We start from the raw sequence: 23,770 nt of genomic DNA on the forward strand, positions 1-23,770 counted from the left end.
TCATCACGCCGGCGATGGATGTCGAGCAACCAGATATACCATGCGGGGCATGATAAGCCCCTGCTCCCCCACGCGGGCGAGAGAGATTAACCTTGTGCCTGGGTTGCGCCTTGCCCCTTCCCGCTCGTCCCCAGCTTGTGCAGCAGGGTATCGAGCAGGGAGGCGGGCAACTCGGCGCTGACCGGCAGATACCACCAGTTGTCGAGGGCAAAGGAGCGGCACTTGACCGCATCCTTCTCGGTCATCAACAGCGGCTTGCCGGCAAAGCGGCCCACCAGCTCGTCCCGATCGAAGGGGTGGTGATCGCCGTAGGCCACCCGCTGATCCAGCTGGTAGCCGAGCCCTTCGAGGGTGGCGAAGAAACGGGGCGGATGACCAATTCCCGCCAGCGCATCGACCGGGCCCGCCAGCGGCGTGGCCAGCGGGGCCTCGTCGCACACCCGGCGGGGAGCGTCAGCCACCAGCCTCATGGGATACTCTCCCCGCCCCGGCTCGCCGCCGTTGCAGATGATGGCGTCCACCCGCTTGAGCCGGGTGACCGGCTCGCGCAGCGGCCCCATGGGCAACAGGCAGGCGTTGCCGAAACGACGCGCCCCATCCACCACCACCAGCTCGATGTCCCGGGCCAGCGCATAGTGCTGCAGGCCGTCGTCGGTGATGATGATGTCCACTTCGCCGCTCTGCTCCAGCAGACGTACCGCATCGGCCCGTTTCGGGGCAACCACCACCGGGCAGCCGCAGCGCCGGGCAATCAGTACCGGTTCATCCCCCGCCTGCGCCGTGGTGCTGGCGGCATTGAGCCGGTACGGGTAATGGGGCGCCTTGCCACCATAGCCGCGGCTCACCACCCCCGGGCGATAGCCGCGGGCCTGCAACTGCTCCACCAGCCAGACCACTACCGGGGTCTTGCCATTGCCACCCACCGAGATATTGCCCACGACGATGACCGGCACAGAGGCACGATAGCCCTTGCACCAGCCATGACGATAGGCGTAACGGCGGGTACCGCTGATGACGGCGAACAGTAGGGCAAAGGGGGCCAGCAACCAGCGCCAGCCACTCTTTGCATACCAGAGCCGCTCCAGCATCAGGCGTTGCCACCTGCGGTGGCATGGCCGAACTGGATGGCGCGCAGCTGGGCATAGGTGCCCTGCTGGGCCATCAGCGCCGCGTGGTTGCCGCGCTCGACGATATGGCCTTCATCGATCACCAGGATCTCGTCCGCCTTCTCGATGGTGGAGAGGCGGTGAGCGATCACCAGCGAGGTGCGCGCCTTGCACAGCTCGTCGATGGCTGCCTGGATGTGGCGCTCGGACTCGGTATCCAGCGCCGAGGTAGCCTCGTCCAGCAGCAGAACCGGCGCATCACGCAGCAGGGCACGGGCGATGGCGATGCGCTGACGCTGACCGCCGGAAAGCGACGCACCGTTCTCGCCAACCACGGTGTCATAACCGTTGCTCATCTTGCTGACGAACTCGTCGGCGTGGGCGATGCGGGCCGCCTGCTTGATCTCGTCGAGGCTATATTTCTCTTCCGCGGCGTAGGCGATGTTGCTCGCCACCGTGTCGTTGAACAGGTGGACATGCTGGGAGACCAGGGCGTACTGCTTGCGCAGCTCGCTCAGGCGGTAATCGCGGATATTGACGCCGTCCAGCAGGATCTCCCCCTGTTCGATGTCGTAGAAGCGGGTCAACAGGCTGGCGATGGTGCTCTTGCCGGAGCCGGAACGCCCCACCAGCGCCACCGATTTACCCGCCTCCACCTTGAAACTGACGTTGTGCAGCGCCGGGGTGTCCTTGGTCGGGTAGGTGAAGGTGACGTTGCGAAACTCGATCTCGCCGCGGGCGCGCTCCAGGGTACGGGTACCGGTATCCTGTTCCGGCTCGGTGTCGAGCAGGCCAAACAGGCTGTGGCAGGCGGTGATGGCGCGCTGGAACTGGTTGTTGACGTCGGTCAGGCTTTTCAGCGGCTTGAGCAGCATCATCATGGAGGTGATCATGACGGTGAAGGTACCGGCAGTCAGCTCGCTGCGCACGCTGTCGATGGTGGCCACATAGAGGAAGGCCGCCAGCGCGATGGAGGCAACCATCTGCACCACCGGGCTGCCGATCGCATCGGCGGCGACCATCTTCATGGTCTGCTGGCGCATGTTGTTGCTGACCTTGAAGAAGCGCTTCTCTTCCACCTTCTGGCCACCGAACATCAGCACCTCTTTGTGCCCCTTGAGCATCTGCTCGGTGGAGGTGGTGATGTCACCCACCGCCTGCTGGATGTGGCGGCTGATCTGACGGAAACGACGGCTGATGAGGCCGATGATGATGCCCACCACGGGCCCCACCACCAGGAAGATCACCGACAGCTGCCAGGAGTGCCAGAACATCAGGCCGAGCAGGCCGACCACGGTCGCCCCTTCCCGCACCAGGGTGACCAAGGTGGTACTCGCCGCCGAGGAGACTTGGCTAGCGTCATAGGTCACCTTGGAGAGCAGGTGACCGGTGTTTTGGCGGTCGAAGAAGCTCATCGGCATCGCCACCATATGATTGAACACCTGCTGCTGCAGACGCATCACCACGTGGTTGCCGACCCAGGCCATGCAGTAGTTGGAGAGGAAGTTGGCGACGCCGCGCAGGGCCACGATGCCCAGTACGAAGAAGGGCATCCACTTGAGCACGGTCGGATCGTTGCCGTTGATCCCCTGGTCGATCAGCGGCTTGATGGAATAGACGAAGGTGGTATCCACGGCGGCGTAGCCCAGCATGCCGATGATGCCGCCGATCAGGCCAAGCTTGCGGTCACGGACATAGCCGAGCAGACGCTTGAAGACAGGCCAGCTGTCTTGTGAGATTTCTTGTTGCATGAATAGCCGTTAATAAGGGAAATGACGGGCTATTCTAGCCAAAGCGCAGGATTACACCAAGCATCGCCAGCGCATGTCCCTCGCCAAGACAGGAAATGACGGCCGTTATCCCAGCCACAGCCGGGTTTACGCTCAGCGATCAGGCCAGAATGCAGGCCGCCACCAGTCACCCTTGCGGCGAAACCAGGGGCCCTGCTCCCGTTCGGCCCGGATCCACAGCCCACCCGGCGCAGGCTCGACCAGAATTTCTCCGTCCAGCCCGGTGACCCATTGCTGCGCCTCCTGGTAGCGGGCCACCACCTCGGGGCGGGGAAAGCCCCACTGGTTCATGAAGCCGGCGCTGTGCACCACATAGCGGGGGGCCACCGCCGCCACGAAGGGTGCCGTGGAGGAGGTGCGGCTGCCGTGATGGGGGCTCACCAGCAGGGTGCTGGCAAGCCCCTCCCCTTCCAGCGCCAGCAGCCGCTGCTCTGCCTGCCGCTCGATGTCGGCACTGAGCAGGATGCGCCGTTCCCCGTCGCGGATCTGCAACACACAGCCGTCGTTGTTGTGACCAGGCCCCGGTTGCTGCGGCCAGAGCACCGCCATCTCGAGCCCCTGCCAGCGCCACTGCTGGCCACGCCGACACAGGGTAGTGAAGCGGCCGAAGTCGAATGACGAGAGCTCGTGGCGCACCGGCAGAGCCTGCAGGATGGCGCGCCGATTGCCGGCGTGATCCCTGTCCTTGTGGCTGATGACCAGATAATCCAGCACCCGCACATCGAGCCGGTTCAGCAAGGGCAGGATCACGGCATCCGCCATGTTGTAGCCGCCCGGGTAGCGATCGCCGGTGTCGAAGAGGATGCCACGCTCGCCCCGGGTGATCAGCACCGCCAGCCCCTGCCCCACGTCCAGCACCCTCAGTTGCCAGTGGCTCGGCGCCGGCCAGGCCGCCAGCAGCAGGGCCACGCCCCCTGGCAACAGCAGCGGACGGCCGCCCGGCACATGCCAGGCGCACCAGAGCAGGGTCAGCAGCGCCGTGAGCGGCAGTACCCAGCCCGGCACCGGCCACCAGAGCTGCCACTGACTGGCCAGCCGGGCCAACGCCCACAACACCCACTGCAGGCCGACATCGGCCAGCCAGAACAGCAGGTGGGCCAGCTCCCCTGAAAGCGGCGCCAGCAGCACCCCGATGAGCGCCAGCGGTATGATGCCGATGCAAAAGAGCGGCAATGCCAGCAGATTGATCAGCAGCGACAGCGGGGCAATCCCCTCGAACAGCGCCAGTTGCAGTGGCAGCAACCCCAGCAGCAACAAGCCCTGCAGACGAATGAGCCCGGGTTTGGCCTCCAGCAGACTCGCCACCAGCAGCAGAGCCACCGCCAGGAAGGAGAGCCAGAATCCGGCCGAATAGAGGGCGAAGGGATCCCACAGCGTGAGCACCACGAAGGCCCACAACCAGATGCGATGGGCCGGCCACTCCCGCCGTCGCCAGCGCAGCAGGCTCCACACCAGTACCATGATGAGGGCCCGTTCGGTGGCCACCGCAAAACCGGCCAGCCAGCTGTAGAGGGCGGCAAACAGCAGGGCGACCAGAATCGCCCCCCGCAACCCGAACAGCCGCCCCAGCCACCAGCCGAGCACCGCCACCAGCGCGATATGCTGTCCCGAGATGGCGATGATGTGGGTCAGCCCGCTGCCGCGAAACAGGCTCCACTGCTCATCCGTGATGCCGCCCTGCTCGCCGAAGGTGAGCGCCGCCAGCAGCGGGCCCTGGCTCAGATCCTGCCAACTGGCGGCAGCGCGGGCCAGCCAGCGCTCACGCAGCCCCGTCTGCGCCGGCTCAATCTGGATCACCCGGCGCAGGTTGCCGGTGGCGGTGATCCCCTTGCCGAGCAGCAGGCGCCGCCCATCCATCCCCGCCTCGTTGGCCAGGCCGTGGGCCGGTTTGAGAGAGACCACTAGCGTGAGGCGACTGCCTGCCGTCATGGCGGGCAGCGCCTGGTAGGCATTGATGCGCACCAGCGGCGCCGGAGTGAGCGCCTGCTCGTCGAGCCTGTTCACCCGCAGCACCAGCCGGATAAATTTATCGCCCTCGGGTTCTGCACTTTGCAGCTGTGCGGTTATGATGTGGCTCGTTTTTTTGCCAAGCTGATCCAGCCAGGCAAGTCGGTAGTGCAAACTCCCCTGCATCCAGAGGATGCCGCACAGCAAAAATAACAGCCGCCAGCAGCGGTAACCGGCCAGGGGGAACGCGAGCAGCAGCATCAGGCCACCCCATTCCCATGAAGGCAACCATGGCCAAAGCAGTGAGGAGCTTGCCCCGAGGGCAAACGACAACAGACGCAGATCCATGGTGCAAGTATTTAGCAAGGTTTCAATATGCCCAAACGACTCATACAACGCTGGCTGCCTGATCCGGCAACACTCAAGGAACACAAGCACTTGCGGCTGTTTGGCAAGCTGCTGCTGGATGCCAATCTGTGGCACCTCAATCGGCGCTCGGCAGCCGGTGCCTTCGCGGTAGGGCTGTTCATGGCCTGGGTGCCGCTCCCCTGCCAGATGCTGCTGGCGGCCGGTGGCGCCATCGCCTGCCGGGTCAACCTGCCGCTCTCGGTAGCTCTGGTCTGGCTCTCCAACCCCTTCACCATGCCGCCGCTGTTCTACGGCGCCTATCTGACCGGCTGCCAGCTGCTGGGGCAATCCTCCCAGCACATCGAGATCGAGTTCACCTGGGCCTGGCTGGTGTCGGTGTTCGAGACCGTGGCCCCGCCGCTGCTGCTGGGTTCGCTGGTGCTCGCCCTGCTCAGTTCCCTCATCGGCTACGCCCTCATTCGTACCTGCTGGCGCATCAGCACCGTTCGTCAGTGGCAGAAACGCAAGGTGGCCCGCGCATGCTGAATCGCTGGTTTGCCCGCTTCAAGATTGACCCCGATACCCTGCGCCAGCAGAAGTGGTTCTCCCTGTTTGGCGAGCGTCTGCTCGCACCCGCCCTCTGGCAAGGGGGGCCGCGCGCCCTGAGCGGGGCGGTGGCGGCAGGCATCTTCGCCTGCTGGTTTCCCATCCCCATGCATTCACTCATCGCGGTCGGGCTGGCGCTGGCGTTCAGCCTCAACCTGCCGCTGGCACTGCTGGCGGTCTGGTTCAACAACCCGCTGACCCTGCCCTTCATGTACCTCTACGCCTATCGCACCGGTTGTCTGGTACTACACAAGACGCCGGAGCCGTTTCACCTCAGCTGGACTCTGCACTGGCTGGAGCACGAGGCGGCCACCCTGGTGCCCCCCTTCCTGCTCGGCAGCCTGCTGCTGGCGGTGCTGAGCGCCGCCGCCGGCGCCTTGCTCACCCTGCTGCTGTTGCGCCTCGGCAAGCTGGTCCGCAGCCGCTGATCCCGCCCGCCTCGTCAGCCTCTGGCGCGCTGACGAGGCACTCCCTTGCCATCCCCGGATCCTGCCACCACACTCCTTGTAACACGTTGTTTTTCGTCCCCCATTTGCCACAAGGAGCCCACCATGGCCGAACCGCTCACGCTGGCCCATGCCAATGGCCATCCCCTCTCCCTGCTGCCAGCCATGGCCAATCGCCACGGCCTCATCACCGGCGCCACCGGTACTGGCAAGACCGTCACCCTGCAGGTGCTGGCGGAGGGGTTCTCCCGCCTCGGCGTACCGGTCTTTCTGGCCGACGTGAAGGGGGATCTGAGCGGACTGGGCGCCGCCGGAGCGGGCTCGGCCAAGCTGGACACCAGGCTGGCCCAGCTCGGCATTCCGGCCCCCGCCTTTGCCGCCAGTCCCACCCTGTTCTGGGATCTGTTTGCCGAACAGGGCCACCCGGTGCGGGCCACCGTCTCCGATATGGGGCCCCTGCTGCTCGCCCGCCTGCTCGGCCTCAACGATACCCAGAGCGGGGTGTTGGAGCTGGTGTTCAAAGTGGCGGACGACGAGGGGCTGCTGCTGCTTGATCTCAAAGACCTGCGCGCCATGGTGCAGTTTGCCGGTGACAACGCCAAATCCCTCACCACCCGTTACGGCAACGTCTCCACCGCCTCCATCGGCGCCATCCTGCGCAACCTGCTCACACTGGAGAGTGCAGGCGGCGATCACTTCTTCGGCAAACCCATGCTGGACATTCAGGACCTGTTGCAGACCGATGAGGCTGGCCACGGCCATATCAATGTGCTGGCCGCCAGCAAGCTGACCCAATCCAGCCGGCTCTATGCCTGCTTCCTGCTCTGGCTGCTCTCCGAGCTGTTCGAGCAGTTGCCAGAGGTGGGGGATCCGGACAAGCCGGTGCTGGTGTTCTTCTTCGACGAGGCGCACCTGCTGTTCAACGATGCGCCCAGGGCGCTGCTGGAGAAGATCGAACTGGTGGTGCGGCTCATCCGCTCAAAGGGAGTGGGTGTCTACTTCGTGACCCAGAGCCCGGCCGACATCCCCGACAGCGTATTGGGGCAGCTTGGCAACCGGGTGCAGCACGCCCTGCGAGCCTTTACCCCGAGTGATCAGAAAGCGGTGCGGATCGCCGCCAAGACCCTGCGGGCCAACCCCGCCTTCGATGCCGCCGGCGTCATCACCGAACTCGGTGTCGGCGAGGCGCTGGTCTCTCTGCTCGACGAGAAGGGACGGCCCAGCATGGTGGAGCGCGCCTTCATCGCCCCGCCCGCCAGCCGCATCGGCCCCTTGAGCGACGCCGAGCGGCAGGCGCTCATTCAGGGATCCCTGCTGCACGGCCGCTACGAGACGCCGGAGGATCGCGAGTCGGCTTTCGAGCGGCTCAACGGCGCCAAGGTGACAACCACTGGCGAGCAAGGCAGCGAACAGCTATCCAACGGGGAAGGCGGCCTGCTCGATACCCTCAATAGTATCCTGTTTGGCCGCACCGGCCCCCGTGGCGGCCAGCACGACGGCGTGGTGCAGACCGCCGCCAAGAGCGTGGCCCGGACCATCGGTAGCGAGGTGGGTCGCCAGCTGGTACGCGGCGTCCTCGGCTCCCTGCTGGGGGGCGGCAAACGCCGCCGCTGAGACCAGCACTTGGAAATAAAAAAGCCCGCCGGGTCTCCCCGGCGGGCTTTTTACTAAACAGATGCAGATGGCGGTGATTACAACACCTTGGCGATCGCCTCGCACAGAGGATCGATATTGGCGCGGGTAATACCGGCCACGCTGATCCGGCCGGAACCGACGATATAGATGGCAAACTCGCTCTTGAGGCGCTCCACCTGATCCTTGGAGAGGCCTGAGAAGGAGAACATGCCGTTCTGCTCGCGGATAAAGCTGAAGTCCTGATTCACGCCGCGCGCCGCCAGTTTCTCCACCAGCAGCTCCCGCATCTCACGAATGCGCACCCGCATGGCCGCCACTTCTTCCACCCACTCGGCATAGAGGGCCGGATCGCTCACTACGGCAGTGACGACGGCGGCACCGTGTGACGGCGGGTTGGAGTAGTTGGCGCGAATGACGGTCTTGACCTGGGTGAAGGCCACGTCGGCGATCTCCTTGGTCGCACTGACCAGGGTGAAGGCGCCTACCCGCTCGTTGTAGAGGCCGAAGTTCTTGGAGAAGGAGCTCGCCACCAGCAGCTCGTCGTGGCACTCGGCGAAGATGCGCAGACCTTCGGCATCCTCTTCGATACCGCGGGCAAAGCCCTGATAGGCGAAGTCAAACAGCGGCAGCCAGCCGGCAGCAGCACTCTGCTTGGCCAGTGCGCGCCACTGATCAGCGGTAGGGTCGATACCGGTCGGGTTGTGGCAGCAGCCGTGCAGCAGCACCAGATCGCCTGCCTGCACTTCAGCCAAAGAGGCCTGCATGGCGGCAAAGTCGAGACCCTTGCTGGCCGCATCGTAGTACTTGTACCACTTGACGGAAAGGCCAGCAGCCTGGAACACGCTGACGTGGTTGGCCCAGGTGGGATCGGAGATCCAGACAGTCTTGGCCAGACCGTTGCGCACCACGAACTCGGCGGCGATGCGCAGGGCACCGGTACCGCCCGGCGCCTGAGCAGTCTTGGCCCGGCCGCTGGCGACCAGCGCAGAATCGTGCCCGAACAGCAGTTGCTGCACGATGCGGCCATATTCGATATTGCCTTCGATACCGAGGTAATTCTTGGTCTTCTCGTCGGTCAAGAGCTTCTGCTCGGCTTTCTTGACGCAGTGGAGAATGGGGGTGGCACCGGTCTCATCCTTGTAGATCCCGACCCCCAGGTTGATCTTGTGGCTGCGAGAGTCAGCACGGAAGGCTTCGGTCAGGCCCAGGATCGGATCCGCTGGGGCGGCAACAACCTTTTCAAACATGGTATTCCCTGTATTCCGTTGAGTTCGTTGGCTGGCAAAGCGTGTTGGCACACCGTCCGTGACACGCAAAACACGTGGCAAACAAAAGCGCCCATCTGGCGAGCGCTTCGTCAACTCTTTATATCACCGTGCAGAGTGGGGGCAAACCGCTTTTTCGGCCGGATCTGCGGCAATCTCAACCGATGGCATGCCACTGCGGCGCCAACGCGCACACCTCGGCAGACAAGCCACCATTGGACTCAACCAAGCCGCTACAAACTGCTAACAATGACTTGGGGATCCGGCTCGGCTCCCAGGGACGGGAATCGGTCAGCGGCAGGGCATAGGCCGCCATGATGGGAGCCAGTGAGGTAGGCAGCCACCAGCTGGCCGGACGGCCCAGGCGCTGGGCCAGGGTCAGCACCCGATCCACCCCGCTCGGATCGAGAGAGGTAAGATGGCTCCACTGCACCTGGGGTGGCAGAGCGGCGATCACTTGCTGCAGCGCCTGCTGCGCCGAGGCGGGAGCCCACACCAGCAAGCAGCCTGACTCAAGAAGAAGCTCGGCAAAGGCGCCGACGCTGTCGGTGGTGATCACCCGCTTGATATTCCCTTCCCCCCACAGGATCTTGCCAAGATCCTCAAGGGTGCGCTCAGGTAGGGCCACTTCGCCGAGGGCCTGCAGCCAGGGCGCCGCGTCGATCAGGGTACCGCTGCTAAAAAAGAGGCTGAACGGCTGGGCGGAGCGCAAGCGCAACAGCTGATCGGCACAGAGCCGAATGCCCTTGTCCTCAAAGTCGATCTGCTCGTTGGGGGTGAAGTTCACATCTGACTTGCGATAGAGCGCCGCCAGCACCCGCTCGTTAACCTGCTCCCCCAACTGCCAACCCTGAGCATGAAGCCACTCCTCAGGCTCGGGGAGAGCGGTGGCGATCTCGGCCAGCATCAGCTCGCGGGTGAGATAGCGCCGTCCGGCCGGGGTCAGCTCATAGCGGTGATTGCCAAGGGGGAGCAGCAGCTGATTGTCCTTGAGCATGCCGATGAGGGGCTGCCACTGGCGACCGCGGATAACCTGGGGCGCCTCATCCAGCAACTGCTGAGCCAGCGCTCGCCACTCGGGGTGACTGAAATCGATCACACGCATCCTTCCCTGTCGGCAGACCATCTTTCAACGAATTGAATAATCTAGCGATTTACGACTAAGGAGCCAAGGGCGGAAAAGAGACAACGTGACCTGGCGCAGGGCCAAACGGCGGAGGGAATAAGGTGAAAGGCAGATAAAACAAAACGGCCAAGCAAGCTTGGCCGTTTCATCAACTCTTTCAACGTTCCCTACGAGAGGGAAGCGTGATTAGAAGTTGTATTGCATACCAACAGTCCACTCGTCATCTTGCTGACTCAGGCCTTGGATTTTGTATTCGGTGTAAGCTTTCAGCTTGGAGTTGAAGGCGTATTCAACACCCATGGAGGTGAAATCTACGGTGTCTTCGTAAGAAGTTACACCTTCCACTTTCGCTTCAGCGAAGTTGTAGCCAGCCAGGAAGGTCCAGGCGTCTACGTTGTAGGAAGCAGCCAGCTCGTAGCCACGCGCCTTGGCATCGTTGAAGCCGTCGAACTTGTAGGTGGATTCGTTATACAGGGCAGCGAAGTAGAAACCCTGATAGGTGTAGCTTGCGGCAACAGCCCAGTCATTCTTGTCGGTCAGATCAGCACGGCTGAAAGTACCGTTTTCGGAAGTGATGGTGAGGGTGGAGGCATCTTCGAAGCTCTTGGACTCGTAACCTGCTGCCAGACCCAGACCAAAGTCGAAGTCATAGGTTGCGCCCAGGGTGTAGCCGTGGTCCATTTTACCTTCAACACCAGACCAGCCAGCGTAGTTCGCATCATAGCTGCCGTTGTTGGTGATGTAGCCACCCTTCAGGCCAAAACCGTTCCACTGACCGTTATAGATAGCCTGACCTTCTTGACGATCATCATAGACGTTGGCCATGTCACCGTAGTCGTTGAAGATATCGGTCTTGGCGACGGTTGCATTGTAGAAAGCAGTTTCTGTCTGACCAAACAGGAACTGGCCATACTGGGAACCATCGAAGCCAGCATAGATGTGACGAGCCTTCAGCTCACGCTTATCGCTGCCATAGGAGTTTTCGGAGGCCAGTTGCCACTCAGTTTTGGCAACGCCAGACCAGGTGTCATTCAGAGCCATTTTGCCGGACCAGCCCAGACGGGCATAGGTGGTCAGCTCACCATCATTCTTGGAGTAAGAATCTGCGTCTGCATCGTAGGAGTCGTACTCGCCGAAGTACTGGGCATGTACACGACCGTAGATGTCGAAGGTGGTACCGTCTTTGTCATAGATGACGGCAGCGTTAGCTGCGGATGCAAACAGAGCCGGGATAGCAATAGCCAGAATTGTCTTTTTCATAGTTTCCAATGCCTACTGTAATTAAACACTAAGTTGTTGTTATTCCCTGTGTTAGCGATGTTCTTTGCATCACTATGGGGCCCGAGACTAGCACCGGGTTTTGCAATCCGCAATGAAAAAACTTGGAACTTTTTGAGAAAACCATAGTCATAGGGAAAAAATTGTGAGCTGAATCCCATATTGTTTGCCCTCTCAGGGAAAACGTTTACAGCGATACGCGCTGCCTGAAACGCCCTTTTTTGGTGGTTTATTGCACGCACAATCCACCCCATGACATAAGTGCGGATCCCGGCCCATAACCCCTGCCTCACCTTGCCTCGACCCAGGCCGCCTGTTGCGGGTATCCTGTGACCATTCATCCCAGACACGGTCACACCCCATTCATGCTATCGACTCGCCTCAAAGCCACCATTCGCAATACCTATCGACAGATTGCCGATGGTTTACCCGGTTTTGTGCCGCGCAAGGAGCAGAATTTTCTGGTGGCCGAAATCGCCAAGACCCTCACCGGAGAGTATGAAAAGAGTCGCCGCATCCTGGTGGCCGAAGCGGGCACCGGCATCGGCAAGTCCCTCTCCTATGCCCAGGGCGCCATCCCGGTGGCGCGGCTCACCCAGAAGAAGCTGGTGATCTCCACCGCCACCGTCGCCCTGCAGGAGCAGTTGATCCACAAAGACCTCCCCTTCTACCATCGCCACAGCGAGCTGCCGTTTCGCTTCATGCTGGTCAAGGGGCGCCAGCGTTACTGCTGCGAGCACCTGCTGGAACAGGCCGCAAGCGGCAGCGAGATGGCCAACTTCGAGTTAGACTTCGGCAGCCTCAGCAAACACAAGCCGTCAGACGCCGATAAGAGCTGCTATCAGGCGCTGTGGCAGGCCTACACGGACGGCAAATGGGATGGCGATCGGGACAACTGGCCCAAACCCATCACCGATCTCTGCTGGGATCGCATCGCCGCCGACCGCCACACCTGCAACAAGGCACTCAGTCATCATCAGCACTGCCCCTTCCACCGCGCCCGCAACGACATGGATGCGGCCGATGTGCTGGTGGTCAACCACGCCCTGCTGCTCTCCGACCTCACCATGGGGGGCGGCATCATACTGCCGCCGCCGGACGAGTGTATCTATGTGCTGGACGAGGCCCACCACCTGCCCACCATCGCCCGCGATCACGGCGCCGCCTCGGCCAGCGTCAAGGGTTCGCGCCGCTGGCTGGAGAAGCTGGCGCAGGGTGCCGGCAAGCTGGCCAGAACCCTCAACAAGGAGAGCCTGCTCGATCCCCAGCTCAAGCTGCAGGATGCGCTGGCTTCCCTGCAGCCGGATCTGAAGGCGCTGGAGCAGTGGCTCGCCGTCAACGACCAGCTGTTCAATGAGGAAAAACACTATCGCTTCGCCGATGGCGTCTTGCCCGACCCTCTACCGATGCTGGCGGAGAACCTCAAGGAGGCGAGCAAGAAGGCACTGCGGGCGCTGGACAGAATGCAGGGCGCGATTGGCGAGGCGTTGAAGGATGGCGAGATCCGCCGCAAGGAGGCCGAACCCCTGCTGGCGGAGAGCGGCTTCTATCTGCAGCGACTGGAGGGTTTTTGTGCCCTGTGGGAGATGCTGGGGCGGCACGTGGCACAAGGCAAAACACCGTTGGCTCGCTGGATGGTCAAGAGCGATGACGGCGACATCTGGCTGCATGCCTCCCCCATCGAGGTTGGCTATCTGCTGGAAGAGTGGCTCTGGTCCAGGTGTCTGGGGGCCGTGCTGGTGTCGGCGACCCTGACCGCCCTCTCCTCCTTCAGCTATTTTCGCCATCAGGTGGGGCTCAAAGAGCACGACGGCACCCGCTATCTGCGGCTGCGCTCCCCCTTCGATTACCAGAAGGCCGAGCTCTATCTGCCCAAAATGGAGCACGAGCCCAGCGCCCCCGCCTTCACCCAGGAGCTCATAAGCACCTTGCCCCGCCTGCTGGCAGGCAAGGAGGCGAGCCTGGTGCTGTTCTCCTCTTACCGGCAGATGAACGAGGTGGCGGTGGGGCTGCGGGCCAAGGGGCTCTCCCTGCTGGTGCAGGGCGAAGCCTCCCGCAATGCCCTGCTCACCCTGCACAAGCAAAAGTGCGATGGCGGCCAGGCCAGCATCCTGTTCGGCACCGGCAGCTTCTCGGAAGGGCTGGATCTGCCCGGCCACTACCTCACCAACCTGGTGATCACCAAGCTGCCGTTCGCGGTGCCCAACTCGCCGGTGGAAGAGGCCACCGCCGAGTGGGTCGAGAAGCGAGGCGGCAACCCCTTCCTGCAGCTGACGGTGCCGGAGGCCTCCCGCAAGCTCATTCAGGCCTGTGGCCGTCTCATCCGCAAGGAGGCGGACAGGGGCCGGGTCACCATCCTCGACCGACGTCTATTGACCAAGCGTTATGGCAAGGGGCTGCTCGACGCGCTGCCCCCCTTCAGCCGTCGGATTGAGTAAGGCAAGGGTCGATTGGCTCGGTCAGAACCCGTGCCGTGGCTCGCGTTCGCTTTAAACAGCGGGGCCGAGAGGCAACCCAGGCGCCATAAACGCCTATTGCTGCCCTTGGGCAAACCTGTAAAAATGAGCCCCTGTTTTTCAGTGGGCACTCGCCGACTGTTCAAGGAGATGAAATGAAACTGACTGTTCTGGTGCCGGCCCTGGCTGGTCTGTTGTGGGCAGGTAGTGCCCTGGCCGATGCCCAATTGGAAGTGACCAACCCCTACGTCGTACAGCTGATCGATGGCCAATCCATCAATCCCAAGCTGCTCGACAAGACCAACACCTTTCCCCTCAAGGCCGGCAAGCACCAGCTGGTCGTCGCCTTCGAAGGCAACTTCTCCAGCCGCAGTGACATCAAGCTGGTGACCGCCGAGCCGCTGGTGATCAACTTCACCGCCGCCGACAATCAGAAGCTGGTGCTGGACTACAAGAAGCCGCGCAACGAAGCTGAAGCCAAGCTGTTCGTCAAAGAGCAGAAAGTCGCGCTGAAAGACAAGAGCAGCAACCAGGTCGTCGCCAGCGAGCAGTTCGTGCTGCCGAAAGTCGAAGGCTTCCAGCTGACCCGTGACTATCAGCAAGAGCTGCTGAACATGGGCAAGGCCTTCAACCAGCCGGCCACTGTTGCCGTCTCCACCGCCGCCGTCATGGCCGCCAACAGCGCCCCGGTACAAGTTGCCCCGAGCAAGGCTCAGAGCAACCCGGAAGCCCTGACCCAGCTGCAAAACTGGTACAACAAGGCCGATGCGGAGACTCGCAAAGCCTTCCAGATCTGGGTGATCCAGCAGCAGTAATGGCGCGCGAGCACTCGTTTCGTGCGACAAGGGGAGCCTGGCTCCCCTTTTTCATATCTGCCTCTCCAGCAAGGCCCTGCCGTCATGTCACTGCGCATCTTCTATCACCCCCTCTACTCCGCCCTGACCCTGCCCGCGCGTCATCGCTTCCCGCTGGCCAAGTACCAGGCGCTGTTCGAACGGCTCGGCCGCCTCGGCTATCCGCTTGCAGAGGCCGCCCCCGCCACCCCTGAGCAGATCAAACGGGTGCACGATGCCGCCTATGTGGAGGCAGCCCTCGCCGGCACCCTTGATGCCGGCGCCATTCGCCAGCTCGGTTTACCCTGGTCCCCCCTGTTGATTGAGCGCACCCTGCGCTCGGTGGGGGCCACCCTGGCCGCCAGCCGCCACGCCCTCGAGCAGGGTTGCGGCCTGCAGATCTCCGGCGGCTATCACCACGCCCACCGGGATGTTGGTAGCGGCTTTTGCCTCTTCAACGATCTGGTGATCGCCGCCCAGATGTGCCTGGACGAAGGGCGCTGCGAGCAGGTACTGATCGTCGATCTCGATGTCCATCAAGGGGATGGCAGCGCAGCACTGTGCCAGGGGCGGCGCGACATCATCACCCTCTCCCTGCACGGGGAGCACAACTTCCCCCGCCACAAGCCCGCCTCCCACATGGATTTTCCCCTACCAAGCGGCATGGCGGACGATGCCTATCTCACCACGCTGGCAGAGGCGCTTAACCTGGCGCTGCGGCTCTACACCCCCGACCTCATCCTCTATCAGGCCGGGGTCGATGTGCATAAGGACGACGAGCTTGGCTATCTCGCCTTGAGCGATGAGGGGGTACGCCAGCGCGATGCCATGATCTTTAACTGCGCACTGCGGCACGGGCTGCCCATCGCCGCCGTGCCGGGCGGCGGCTACCGGCGTGACTGGCAGCAGCTGATCCCGCTGCATATGTCCTTGTTTGAAGAAGCGAAAAAGCGCTATGGCTAGCCGGTCATCTCTTCGTCAATCTCTCCTCTCCATGAATCTCTAACTGGCAACCGTTGCAAACAATGAGGCGGCCCTGGGGCCGCCTCTTCTTTATACCCGGTACCCTATTGATACCGGGAACCCTAGCACCATCTTGCCCCCATGTCGGGAAGCGAAACTGGCGTCCTGCTGCCCGTTCAGGCGTGTGCCACCGGTGTCGGGTGTTCACCCAGCTTGCGCAGCAACATCAGCAGATACACGCACGACACGCCGGCGATCACGATGAACAACTGATTGTCCGAGTAGTGCTGCATCAACAGCGCGGTACAGGCCGGGCCCAGCAGGCTGCCGATGGTGTAGCTCAGCAGCAGCGCCTGATTCATCGCCACCAGCTGATGGTGCTCGACCTTCTCGCAGGCCCATGCCATGGCCACCGGGTAGAGGGTGAAACCGGCGGCGCCCAGCACAAACAGCGCCGGGCCCATCGCCACGCCGCCGAGCATGGCCCCGCACCCCAGGATCACCACCAGCACCTGCACCCGCAGCACCGGCAGGCGCCCGAACCGATCCGCCAGACGGCCCACCGGCCACTGCCCCAGGATGCCCGCGCTCACCATCACCGCCATCCAGTAGCCAATGCCGGCATCGCTCACCCCGCGGTGGTTCAGATAAAGCGGCATCAGGCCGTACAGCGACCCCAATACCATGCCGGAGATGATGCAGCCATCGACCCCGAGCCGCGCCTGCCGCAGTCGCAGCATAGGCCAGACCCGGGTGCTCCCTTGCTGCTCATTGCGCTCACTGACGATGCGGGTGAACAACAGCGGCAGGATAGCCGCCAATACCAGCCCGGTCGCCCAGGGCAGTACCTCCATCAGGCCGGTCGGCAGCTTGCTGACCAGCAGTTGCCCAAGCACGGTCCCCAGGTAGTAGACCATCATGTAGGCGGCCAGCAGGCGCCCTCGATTGCGCGCGTTGCCGCTGCACATCAACGCACTCTCCACCACCACCCAGATCATGGCGCAGCCGATGCCGGCGAGGAACCGCCAGCCGAGCCAGCTCCAGAAACCAAGGGTAATGCCGAGCCCGACACAGCCAGCGGCAAAGAGGGCGGAGGCCAGGTAGTAGCTGCGGTTGAACCCGTAGCGTTTGATCAGCGCCCCCGCCAGCAGGGTGCCCAGCAGGTTGCCGCTGAAATAGGAGGAGCTGACCATGCCCACCTGCCAGGTCGGCAGATTGTCATGGGCCAACCAGAGCGGCACCAGGGTGTTCAACACCGCGATGGCCAGCGTCAGCAGCAGCAGGCCGCAGAGCAACAACAGCACTGGCCGGGTGTAGGTGGTCATGGGTAATACCGTGCGGAGAGTCAAAATGCGAGCGCATCATGCCACCGCCAATGCCATTGTCAATCGGCGTTAATTGGCGCAGGGGATGTTTTTTTCACGCCGGCAACAAATCCTCATTTGGCACAGATCTGCACTTGCTCGGCAGCCGGCTTATCCTCTTGATTAACGGGTGGTTTGGCGGTGTTGGCGAGGGCATGGCCGGTCGATCATCCTCATCGACCTTGCGCGGTGCCATGAACATGATGGCGAGCAGCGGGCCGCGGCACACAAAAGTACGCGACCACAGTGGCCAAGCCGCTTCGTCACTGATGCTCAGTCCCCCAAAAACGAAGAGGCGACCCCAGGGTCGCCTCTTCGTGAGTACTTAGCACAACGCCGGTTAGCGCTGACGCTTCTTGGCGTACTTGCGACGCGCCCGTGCCTGACGCTCCTCTTCCCGCTCCGCCTTCTCCTTGGCCTTCTGTTCGGCCTCGGCCTCGGCTTCCACAATCTCGACGCTCACCATCGCCGGGGTCTCCAGCGAGATGCGACCCAACAGGCCTGAGCGGAACTCGTTGACCAGGATCTCGGACGCCTTGTGCAGATCGGCCAGGCCGCCCTTGCGCATGAAGCCGCGCTGGCGGGCGATGAGCTCCAGCAGCTCGATCTCGGTCTCCGGCAACTCGCTCAGCTGGTAGCGCGCCTGGATCCGCTCCGGGTAGGCCTTGATGAAGTAATCGGCGGCAAACATGGCGATGTCGGCGTAGTCAAATACCGTGTCCTTGATGGCGGCGGTGATCGCCAAGCGGTAGCCGCAGGAGGGCGGGTTGAGCTTGGGCCAGAGGAAACCCGGGGTATCGGTCAGGATGACGTTGTTGTCCAGCTTGATCCGCTGCTGGGACTTGGTCACCCCCGCCTCGTTGCCGGTGCGGGCGATGATGCGCCCGGCCAGGGTGTTGATCAGGGTGGACTTGCCCACGTTGGGAATGCCCATGATCATGGCACGCACGCCGCGCAGCTCCAGATTGCGCTCCGGCAGCATCTCGTGGCAGAGAGTCAGCAGCTGCTTGATCTTCTCCGGCTCCTGCTGGGTCAGGGGCAACGCCTTGATCCCCTTCTCCTGCTCCATGTGGGCCACCCACAGCTCGGTGATCTCGGGGTCGGCGAGATCCGCCTTGTTGAGCACCTTGATCACCGGAGTATCGCCACGCAGCTCGGGCACCAGCGGGTTTTCGCTGGAGAAGGGGATGCGGGCGTCGAGCATCTCGATGATGACATCGACCTGGGGCATGACCTCGGCAATCTCTTTGCGGGCCTTGTGCATGTGGCCGGGGAACCAGTTGATGGACATATCCGTTACTCTCATCTAGGGACTGCGGGCGCTGGCTTGCGGTGGAGCGAGCGGCGAGCGGTGGCGGACGCAGGGCGTCGCAAGGGGGCGCATTTTACCTGCACACGCCCTGATTTGACAGGCCATTCTAGCCGCCGGCCCGCAATCCGGCCAGATTCGCCCCTACCCGGCCCCCTCGCCCACCGGCGTCCCGTGCTCCGGCTGCATTAATATAAGCTATTGATACAACATAACATTCACGCAATACCTTCATCGGATTGTCATCCCGTTTCACTAAAAGTGTCATCTGCGACCTCTAGGCTGCGCTCAGGTTTTACAAGGAGCGAACCCCAATGAGAAAGATGGCAGGACTTGCATTGATGATCGGCGCCGCCCTGGCCGCCGGCTGCAACTCCAACAACGACAGCAGTGCGCCCGCCCCCGGCGCCAAGAACGTGATCTTCTTCCTCGGTGACGGCATGGGTCTCAATACCCTGACCGCCGCCCGCATCTACGGCGTCGGTGAAGAGGGCAGCCTCACCATCGATACCCTGCCGGAGACGGCCTTCATCAAGACCTTCTCCCACGACGCCCAGGTGACCGACTCGGCCCCCTCCATGTCCGCCTACATGACCGGGGTCAAGAGCAACAACGGCGTCATCAGCATGGACAGCGACGCCACCCAGGAGAGCAACTGCAGCAAGAGCGGCGGCAAGCCGGTCACCACCTTGCTGGAGCTGGCCAAGGCCGCCGGTCGCGGCACCGGCGTGGTCACCACCACCCGGGTGACTCACGCCACCCCGGCCGCCACCTATGCCCACCTCTGCAATCGGGATCTGGAAGCGGACATCGCCGCCCAGCTGGTGCCCGGCGGCGCCGGTTACAACAGCGCCCTCAAAGAGGGGGTGGACGTGGTGCTTGGCGGTGGCAGCAGCTTCTTCCTGCCGAAGGCAGACAAGGGCAAGCGCGAGGATGGCCGCAACCTCATCGATGAAATGAAGGCCAAGGGCTACCAGTTTGCCGGCAATCTGGACGAGCTGAACAAGGCCGAGGCGGGCAAGCCGCTGCTGGGGCTGTTTGGCTCAAGCCACATGAAATATGACCTGGACCGGCCCGCCAGCGAGCCTTCCCTGGCCCAGATGACCCTGGCCGCCATCAAGCAGCTCAAAGACCAGAAACAGGGCTACTTCCTGATGGTGGAAGGGGGCCGCATCGACCATGCCCTGCACGACACCAACGCCAAGCGTGCCCTGCAGGACACCCTCGCCTTCGACAACGCCATCAAGGCGACCCTCGACGAGGTGAAGAAAACCGATCCCGAGCTGAAAAACACCCTGATCGTGGTCACCGCCGACCATGACCACACGCTAGTCCTGAATGGTTATGCCAAGCGCACCGGCAAGACCACCGCCGACAACCCCGGCGTGCTCGGGCTGGTGAAGAACTACGAAACCGGCGAGCCGAGCAAGGATGTCGATGGCATGCCCTACACCATCATCGGCTTTGGCAACGGCTACAACCGGGTGGACGGGCCGCGCAGCAGCGTGGCGCCGCTGGACGACGCCACCGTCTCCGCCAACGACTATCACCAGGAGGTGGTGGTCAAGGTGGGCGAAATCGGCAACGAGACCCACGGCGGCACCGACGTCTTCCTCGGCGCCATCGGCCAGGGAGCGGATAGCTTCCACGGCTCACTCGACAACACCGCCGTGTTCGGCAAGGTCAAGGCTGCGGCCGGGCTGTAAGGAGCATTCCAATGAAAAGAGCCATCAACCAATCCATGAAGCAGAACCTGCATAAAACCCTGGTCAGCACGGCCCTGCTGGCCGCCCTCGGCGGCGCGGCCCAGGCACAGGCCGCCGACGCCAAAAACGTCATCCTGTTCATCGGCGACGGCATGGGCCCCACCGTGCTCACCGCCACCCGCCTCTACAAGGTGGGGGAGGAGGGCAATCTGGAGATGATGAAGCTGGCCCGCAGCGCCCGCATCAAGACCTTCTCCAACGATGCCCAGACCACCGACTCGGCCCCCTCCATGGCGGCCTACACCACCGGGGTCAAGATGAACAACGAGGTGATCGCCATGAGCAGCGACACCAAGGCCGTCGCGCCCGGCAAGGACGCCAACGGCAACAAGGGCGTCAACAACTGCGCCAGCGACAACGGCAAGCCGGTGCCCACCCTTCTCGAGCTGGCCAAGGCGGCGGGCAAGTCGGTGGGGGCCGTCACCACCACCGAGCTGACCCATGCCACCCCGGCCGCCACCTACTCCCACATCTGCCACCGGGATGCCGCCTACGCCATCGCCGCGCAGGCGGTACCGGGCGGTGCCGGTTTCAACCAGGCGCTGGGGGACGGGGTCGACGTGCTGATGGGGGGCGGTGCCAACCACTGGACGCCCTACAACAGCACCAGCAACAAGGGGGGCCGCGCCGACGGACGAGATCTCACCGCCGAGCTGACCGCTCAGGGCTATCGCTACGTCACCACCAAAGATGATCTGGCTGGCGTCAACTCGGGCAAGGTGCTTGGCCTGTTCAGCGCCAAGTCCCACCTCGACTACGAGCTGGACCGCGTCGCCAAAGGGGTGGCCAATACCCAGCCATCGCTCTCCGCGATGACCGCCAAGGCAATTGATCTGCTCAGCCAGAACAGCCAGGGGTACTTCCTGATGGTAGAAGGGGGCCGCATTGACCACGCCCTGCACGGCACCAATGCCAAGCGCTCGCTCACCGACGCGGTAGCGCTGGACGAGGCGGTCAAGACGGCGCTCGGCAAGGTGGATTTGAAAGATACCCTGATCGTGGTCACCGCCGACCATGACCACACCATGACCATCAACGGCTACTCCGCCAAGGGCAACAAGGTGCTGGATCTGGTGAAAAATGGCGATGGCTCGACCCAGAACGACGTGGATGGCAAGCCGTTCACCACTCTGGTGTTCGGCAACGGCCCCAACCGTCCCGACGTGCGCCCCACCCTCACCAGCGATCAGGTGATGGCGGACGACTACCTGCAGGAGACCGGGGTCAAGCTCGGCTCCGAGACCCACGGTGGCGGCGATGTAATGCTGTTTGCCGATGGCGCCGGCAGTAACCGCTTCAAAGGCACGCTGGATAACACCAAGGTGTTCGGCAAGCTGAAGGAGGCGCTCGGCCTGTAAACGGCAGGGCCCGGCAGGGTGCCGGGCCCTGCTCGTTCGAGCGATCACCCATGATGCGACTGTTACTTCCGTTGTGGCTGCTCGCCAGCAGCCTTGCTTTTCCCCTCCTTGCCGATGAAGTCCCCGATCTGGCCGCCCGCATCCGTTATCAGGACAGGGTCACCAGCAGCGATGGCATCAGCAAGGAGAGCCAGTGGCAGGAGAAGTGGCTGCGGGTTGGCGATCAGGTGTGGAGCCAGCGGCTCATCCCGCTGCCCCTTGCCCGCGCCTATCACGCCACTCACGATGCCACCCCGGGCCACAAGCACTTTACCCACCAGATGGCGGCGCGCTGGGTGACCCGCGACCAGCAGGGGATGCTGCAACTGCGCTACGCCGACAGCTGGCACAACCAGCTGGTGGAGGTGCCGGAGGAGGAGTACGGTCAGGTGGCTTTCAAACCCGACTGGCCGCGGATCCGCCACCTCATCAACCCGGCCCTGTTGCAGGAGATGACCCCCCTCGACGAGGCGGCCCCCGAACAGGCGCGCTGGTATGAAAAACGCGAGGGCAAGCAGCGCACCCGCATCCTCTGGTCGAGCCGCTGGCAGTTGCCGCTGGTGGTGGAGTCGGCGAGCCTCGACGGTTATCGCAGCTACCGGATGGAGGTGACTCTCAAGCCCCTGCCAAAGAGCCTGCCCTGGCAGCAGCTGGACGGTTACCAGACCCTGGATCTGCGGGATTTCTTCGACTGACGGGACGCCCCGAATGGGGTGAGCTGATTTGTGCTGACGGGATGTTACACTCTGTGTACTCATCCCGGATCCGGCCTGCCATGCGTACTTCCCTGCTCTTGCTGCTTTGCACCCTGCTCTTCCCCGCCGCCCAGGCTAAGGCCGTGGTGGTCATCGCCGCCGAGATCCCCCCCTATGTCATTCGCTCCTATCAGGGTGCCCCGAGCGGCATGGCCATCGAGGTGCTGGAGGAGGCGGCCCGCCGCCTCAAGGAACCGCTCACCATCGAGCTGATGCCGCTGGCCCGCGCCCTCAGCCAGACTCGCCACCGCCAGGACGTGTTGCTGGTACCGCCGGTGCGCAGCCCCCAGCGCGAGCCGCAGTTCCTGTGGATTGCCCCGCTGCTGGATGAGGCCTTCGTGCTGGTCAGCCATCGCCAGCACCACCCGACGCCTCTCACCACAAATGCGCTGCCCGGCCTCACCGTCGGGGTGATGCGCGGCTCCTATGGCCAGAGCCTGCTGCAGCCCTACCCTCAAGTGAAACAGGCGCTGGTGGCCGAGGAGATCCACAACGCCAGCAAGCTGGCGCTGGGCCGTATCCAGGGCTGGGCGGTGGCCTGGAACAGCGCCCGCTACAACCAGCAGCAGGCCGGCCTGCCGCTGGCGGATCTGGTGCGCGGCGACACCCTGCAGCGGGCTTCGCTCTATCTGGCCGCCAGCCCCCGTTTCCCGGCCGCCGAGGCAACCCGCTGGCGCAAGATCATCGCCACCATGCGCGACGATGGCAGCCTGGCGCGCATCATCAAGCAGTACGATTACCAGGCCCCCTGACAAGCTTGTCAGGATAATTGCCAAAGCAGTCCAGAATGGTTATGGTATCCCCATGAAAGCGCTCATTATTTTATCAAGCCAGCTCACACCCCGTTGAGCCCCCGCCCTCGCCTCCGACAGCGAGTCGTTCGGGGGCATCGCATTCCCGATCTGTTTTTTCGTATCGCACACTCTTTTTCGACCAGCTTGCCCGTCATCCTGGTCCTTTAACCCATTGATAAGGAATATCTTATGAAACAACCTCATCTCGTGATCTCCAGCCTGGATCTCGACCGCATCGAGCAACTGCTCGGCAACCATCCCCAGCACCTGGCCCTGCAGGAGGAGCTGGATCGCGCCGAGATGCGCGAGCCGGCCGACATGCCGCCGGACGTGGTCACCATGAACAGCACGGTGCGCTTCAAGATGCCGAGCAGCGGCAACGAGTTCTGCCTGACCCTGGTCTACCCCAAGGACGTGCAGGGTGATGAGTCGAAGATCTCCGTGCTGGCACCGGTCGGCAGCGCCCTGCTCGGCCTGAAGGTAGGCGACAGCATCGCCTGGCCCGGCCCGGCCGGTCGCACCATCGAGGTGGAGATCCTGGAAGTGGTCTATCAGCCGGAGCGTGCCGGCGAGCTGCACCGCTAAT

General features: G+C 63.1%; 19 protein-coding genes. 11 read left to right on the forward strand and 8 right to left on the reverse strand.

Going from position 1 to position 23,770, the window contains the following annotated elements:
* Positions 1-86: 86 nt before the first annotated feature.
* From lpxK to PG900_RS12005, 3 genes are all read right to left on the reverse strand, one after another.
* Positions 87-1,088: a tetraacyldisaccharide 4'-kinase gene (lpxK, locus tag PG900_RS11995; RefSeq protein ID WP_270831511.1), complete on the reverse strand. Its 1,002-nt coding sequence runs from the start codon at positions 1,086-1,088 to the stop codon at positions 87-89.
* Positions 1,088-2,857: a lipid A ABC transporter ATP-binding protein/permease MsbA gene (msbA, locus tag PG900_RS12000; protein WP_016351252.1), complete on the reverse strand. Its 1,770-nt coding sequence runs from the start codon at positions 2,855-2,857 to the stop codon at positions 1,088-1,090. The genes lpxK and msbA overlap by 1 nt, the downstream gene beginning before the upstream one ends.
* Positions 2,858-2,989: 132 nt before the next feature.
* Positions 2,990-5,281, reverse strand: coding sequence for a DNA internalization-related competence protein ComEC/Rec2 (locus PG900_RS12005; RefSeq protein WP_270831512.1), 2,292 nt, complete (start codon positions 5,279-5,281; stop codon positions 2,990-2,992).
* Between PG900_RS12005 and PG900_RS12010 the strand changes: the two genes are divergently transcribed.
* The 3 genes from PG900_RS12010 (at position 5,219) to PG900_RS12020 (ending at position 7,857) form a co-directional block, all read left to right on the forward strand.
* The gene (locus PG900_RS12010) at positions 5,219-5,737 is read left to right on the forward strand and encodes a DUF2062 domain-containing protein (protein WP_011706585.1); all 519 of its coding nucleotides are present in this window, start codon (positions 5,219-5,221) and stop codon (positions 5,735-5,737) included. The genes PG900_RS12005 and PG900_RS12010 overlap by 63 nt on opposite strands.
* Positions 5,731-6,225, forward strand: a complete 495-nt coding sequence (locus PG900_RS12015) for a DUF2062 domain-containing protein (protein WP_270831513.1) — start codon at positions 5,731-5,733, stop codon at positions 6,223-6,225. The genes PG900_RS12010 and PG900_RS12015 overlap by 7 nt, the downstream gene beginning before the upstream one ends.
* Before the next feature lie 123 nt (positions 6,226-6,348).
* The gene (locus tag PG900_RS12020) at positions 6,349-7,857 is read left to right on the forward strand and encodes a helicase HerA-like domain-containing protein (protein ID WP_270831514.1); all 1,509 of its coding nucleotides are present in this window, start codon (positions 6,349-6,351) and stop codon (positions 7,855-7,857) included.
* Positions 7,858-7,934: 77 nt separating this feature from the next.
* On the opposite strand, the gene PG900_RS12025 is transcribed toward PG900_RS12020, so the two are convergent.
* The 3 genes from PG900_RS12025 to PG900_RS12035 form a co-directional block, all read right to left on the reverse strand.
* Positions 7,935-9,125, reverse strand: coding sequence for an amino acid aminotransferase (locus PG900_RS12025; RefSeq protein ID WP_270831515.1), 1,191 nt, complete (start codon positions 9,123-9,125; stop codon positions 7,935-7,937).
* A gap of 175 nt (positions 9,126-9,300) precedes the next feature.
* Complete coding sequence (locus PG900_RS12030) at positions 9,301-10,242, reverse strand: hypothetical protein (RefSeq protein ID WP_270831516.1); 942 nt, start codon at positions 10,240-10,242, stop codon at positions 9,301-9,303.
* A 213-nt stretch (positions 10,243-10,455) separates the two neighbouring features.
* Complete coding sequence (locus PG900_RS12035; RefSeq protein ID WP_270831517.1) at positions 10,456-11,529, reverse strand: porin; 1,074 nt, start codon at positions 11,527-11,529, stop codon at positions 10,456-10,458.
* Positions 11,530-11,912: 383 nt separating this feature from the next.
* On the opposite strand from PG900_RS12035, the gene dinG reads away from it, so the two are divergent.
* From dinG to PG900_RS12050, 3 genes are all read left to right on the forward strand, one after another.
* Positions 11,913-13,985, forward strand: coding sequence for an ATP-dependent DNA helicase DinG (gene dinG, locus PG900_RS12040; protein ID WP_270826598.1), 2,073 nt, complete (start codon positions 11,913-11,915; stop codon positions 13,983-13,985).
* A gap of 173 nt (positions 13,986-14,158) precedes the next feature.
* Entirely contained in the window at positions 14,159-14,818 is a 660-nt protein-coding gene (locus tag PG900_RS12045; RefSeq protein ID WP_065478240.1) for a YccT family protein, read from the forward strand.
* Positions 14,819-14,902: 84 nt separating this feature from the next.
* Positions 14,903-15,799, forward strand: a complete 897-nt coding sequence (locus tag PG900_RS12050; protein ID WP_270826600.1) for a histone deacetylase family protein — start codon at positions 14,903-14,905, stop codon at positions 15,797-15,799.
* Between the two features lie 176 nt (positions 15,800-15,975).
* Here the strand turns inward: PG900_RS12050 and PG900_RS12055 are convergent, their stop codons facing one another.
* Both PG900_RS12055 and ylqF read right to left on the reverse strand, forming a co-directional pair.
* Positions 15,976-17,124: an MFS transporter gene (locus tag PG900_RS12055; RefSeq protein WP_017409872.1), complete on the reverse strand. Its 1,149-nt coding sequence runs from the start codon at positions 17,122-17,124 to the stop codon at positions 15,976-15,978.
* Between the two features lie 379 nt (positions 17,125-17,503).
* On the reverse strand, positions 17,504-18,454 hold the full coding sequence (gene ylqF / locus PG900_RS12060) for a ribosome biogenesis GTPase YlqF (RefSeq protein WP_016351290.1): 951 nt from the start codon (positions 18,452-18,454) through the stop codon (positions 17,504-17,506).
* Positions 18,455-18,786: 332 nt separating this feature from the next.
* On the opposite strand from ylqF, the gene PG900_RS12065 reads away from it, so the two are divergent.
* From PG900_RS12065 to rnk, 5 genes are all read left to right on the forward strand, one after another.
* Positions 18,787-20,178, forward strand: coding sequence for an alkaline phosphatase (locus PG900_RS12065; protein ID WP_270831518.1), 1,392 nt, complete (start codon positions 18,787-18,789; stop codon positions 20,176-20,178).
* Between the two features lie 11 nt (positions 20,179-20,189).
* Complete coding sequence (locus PG900_RS12070; protein WP_410171528.1) at positions 20,190-21,596, forward strand: alkaline phosphatase; 1,407 nt, start codon at positions 20,190-20,192, stop codon at positions 21,594-21,596.
* A 50-nt stretch (positions 21,597-21,646) separates the two neighbouring features.
* A complete protein-coding gene (locus PG900_RS12075) occupies positions 21,647-22,330 on the forward strand; it encodes a hypothetical protein (RefSeq protein ID WP_270831519.1) in 684 nt (227 codons plus the stop codon).
* Between the two features lie 41 nt (positions 22,331-22,371).
* Positions 22,372-23,142 carry a substrate-binding periplasmic protein gene (locus PG900_RS12080; protein ID WP_408766214.1) on the forward strand — a complete coding sequence of 257 codons (771 nt, stop codon included), beginning with the start codon at positions 22,372-22,374 and terminating at the stop codon, positions 23,140-23,142.
* Between the two features lie 231 nt (positions 23,143-23,373).
* Positions 23,374-23,769, forward strand: a complete 396-nt coding sequence (gene rnk / locus PG900_RS12085; protein WP_011706600.1) for a nucleoside diphosphate kinase regulator — start codon at positions 23,374-23,376, stop codon at positions 23,767-23,769.
* The last annotated feature ends 1 nt before the right edge of the window (position 23,770 follow it).

It is taken from the genome of Aeromonas sp. QDB03 (genome assembly GCF_027707985.1).
Classification (GTDB): Bacteria; Pseudomonadota; Gammaproteobacteria; order Enterobacterales; family Aeromonadaceae; genus Aeromonas; species Aeromonas hydrophila.

Excerpts from the sequence above, each read along its gene's own strand:
- PG900_RS12020 (WP_270831514.1), top strand. The coding sequence starts at position 6,349 with ATGGCCGAACCGCTCACGCTGGCCCATGCCAATGGCCATCCCCTCTCC.
- PG900_RS12070 (WP_410171528.1), top strand. The coding sequence starts at position 20,190 with ATGAAAAGAGCCATCAACCAATCCATGAAGCAGAACCTGCATAAAACC.
- PG900_RS12045 (WP_065478240.1), top strand. The coding sequence starts at position 14,159 with ATGAAACTGACTGTTCTGGTGCCGGCCCTGGCTGGTCTGTTGTGGGCA.
- PG900_RS12050 (WP_270826600.1), top strand. The coding sequence starts at position 14,903 with ATGTCACTGCGCATCTTCTATCACCCCCTCTACTCCGCCCTGACCCTG.
- lpxK (WP_270831511.1), bottom strand. The coding sequence starts at position 1,088 with ATGCTGGAGCGGCTCTGGTATGCAAAGAGTGGCTGGCGCTGGTTGCTG.
- msbA (WP_016351252.1), bottom strand. The coding sequence starts at position 2,857 with ATGCAACAAGAAATCTCACAAGACAGCTGGCCTGTCTTCAAGCGTCTG.
- PG900_RS12025 (WP_270831515.1), bottom strand. The coding sequence starts at position 9,125 with ATGTTTGAAAAGGTTGTTGCCGCCCCAGCGGATCCGATCCTGGGCCTG.
- PG900_RS12010 (WP_011706585.1), top strand. The coding sequence starts at position 5,219 with ATGCCCAAACGACTCATACAACGCTGGCTGCCTGATCCGGCAACACTC.
- rnk (WP_011706600.1), top strand. The coding sequence starts at position 23,374 with ATGAAACAACCTCATCTCGTGATCTCCAGCCTGGATCTCGACCGCATC.
- dinG (WP_270826598.1), top strand. The coding sequence starts at position 11,913 with ATGCTATCGACTCGCCTCAAAGCCACCATTCGCAATACCTATCGACAG.
- PG900_RS12080 (WP_408766214.1), top strand. The coding sequence starts at position 22,372 with ATGTTACACTCTGTGTACTCATCCCGGATCCGGCCTGCCATGCGTACT.
- PG900_RS12055 (WP_017409872.1), bottom strand. The coding sequence starts at position 17,124 with ATGACCACCTACACCCGGCCAGTGCTGTTGTTGCTCTGCGGCCTGCTG.
- ylqF (WP_016351290.1), bottom strand. The coding sequence starts at position 18,454 with ATGTCCATCAACTGGTTCCCCGGCCACATGCACAAGGCCCGCAAAGAG.
- PG900_RS12075 (WP_270831519.1), top strand. The coding sequence starts at position 21,647 with ATGATGCGACTGTTACTTCCGTTGTGGCTGCTCGCCAGCAGCCTTGCT.
- PG900_RS12065 (WP_270831518.1), top strand. The coding sequence starts at position 18,787 with ATGAGAAAGATGGCAGGACTTGCATTGATGATCGGCGCCGCCCTGGCC.
- PG900_RS12015 (WP_270831513.1), top strand. The coding sequence starts at position 5,731 with ATGCTGAATCGCTGGTTTGCCCGCTTCAAGATTGACCCCGATACCCTG.
- PG900_RS12035 (WP_270831517.1), bottom strand. The coding sequence starts at position 11,529 with ATGAAAAAGACAATTCTGGCTATTGCTATCCCGGCTCTGTTTGCATCC.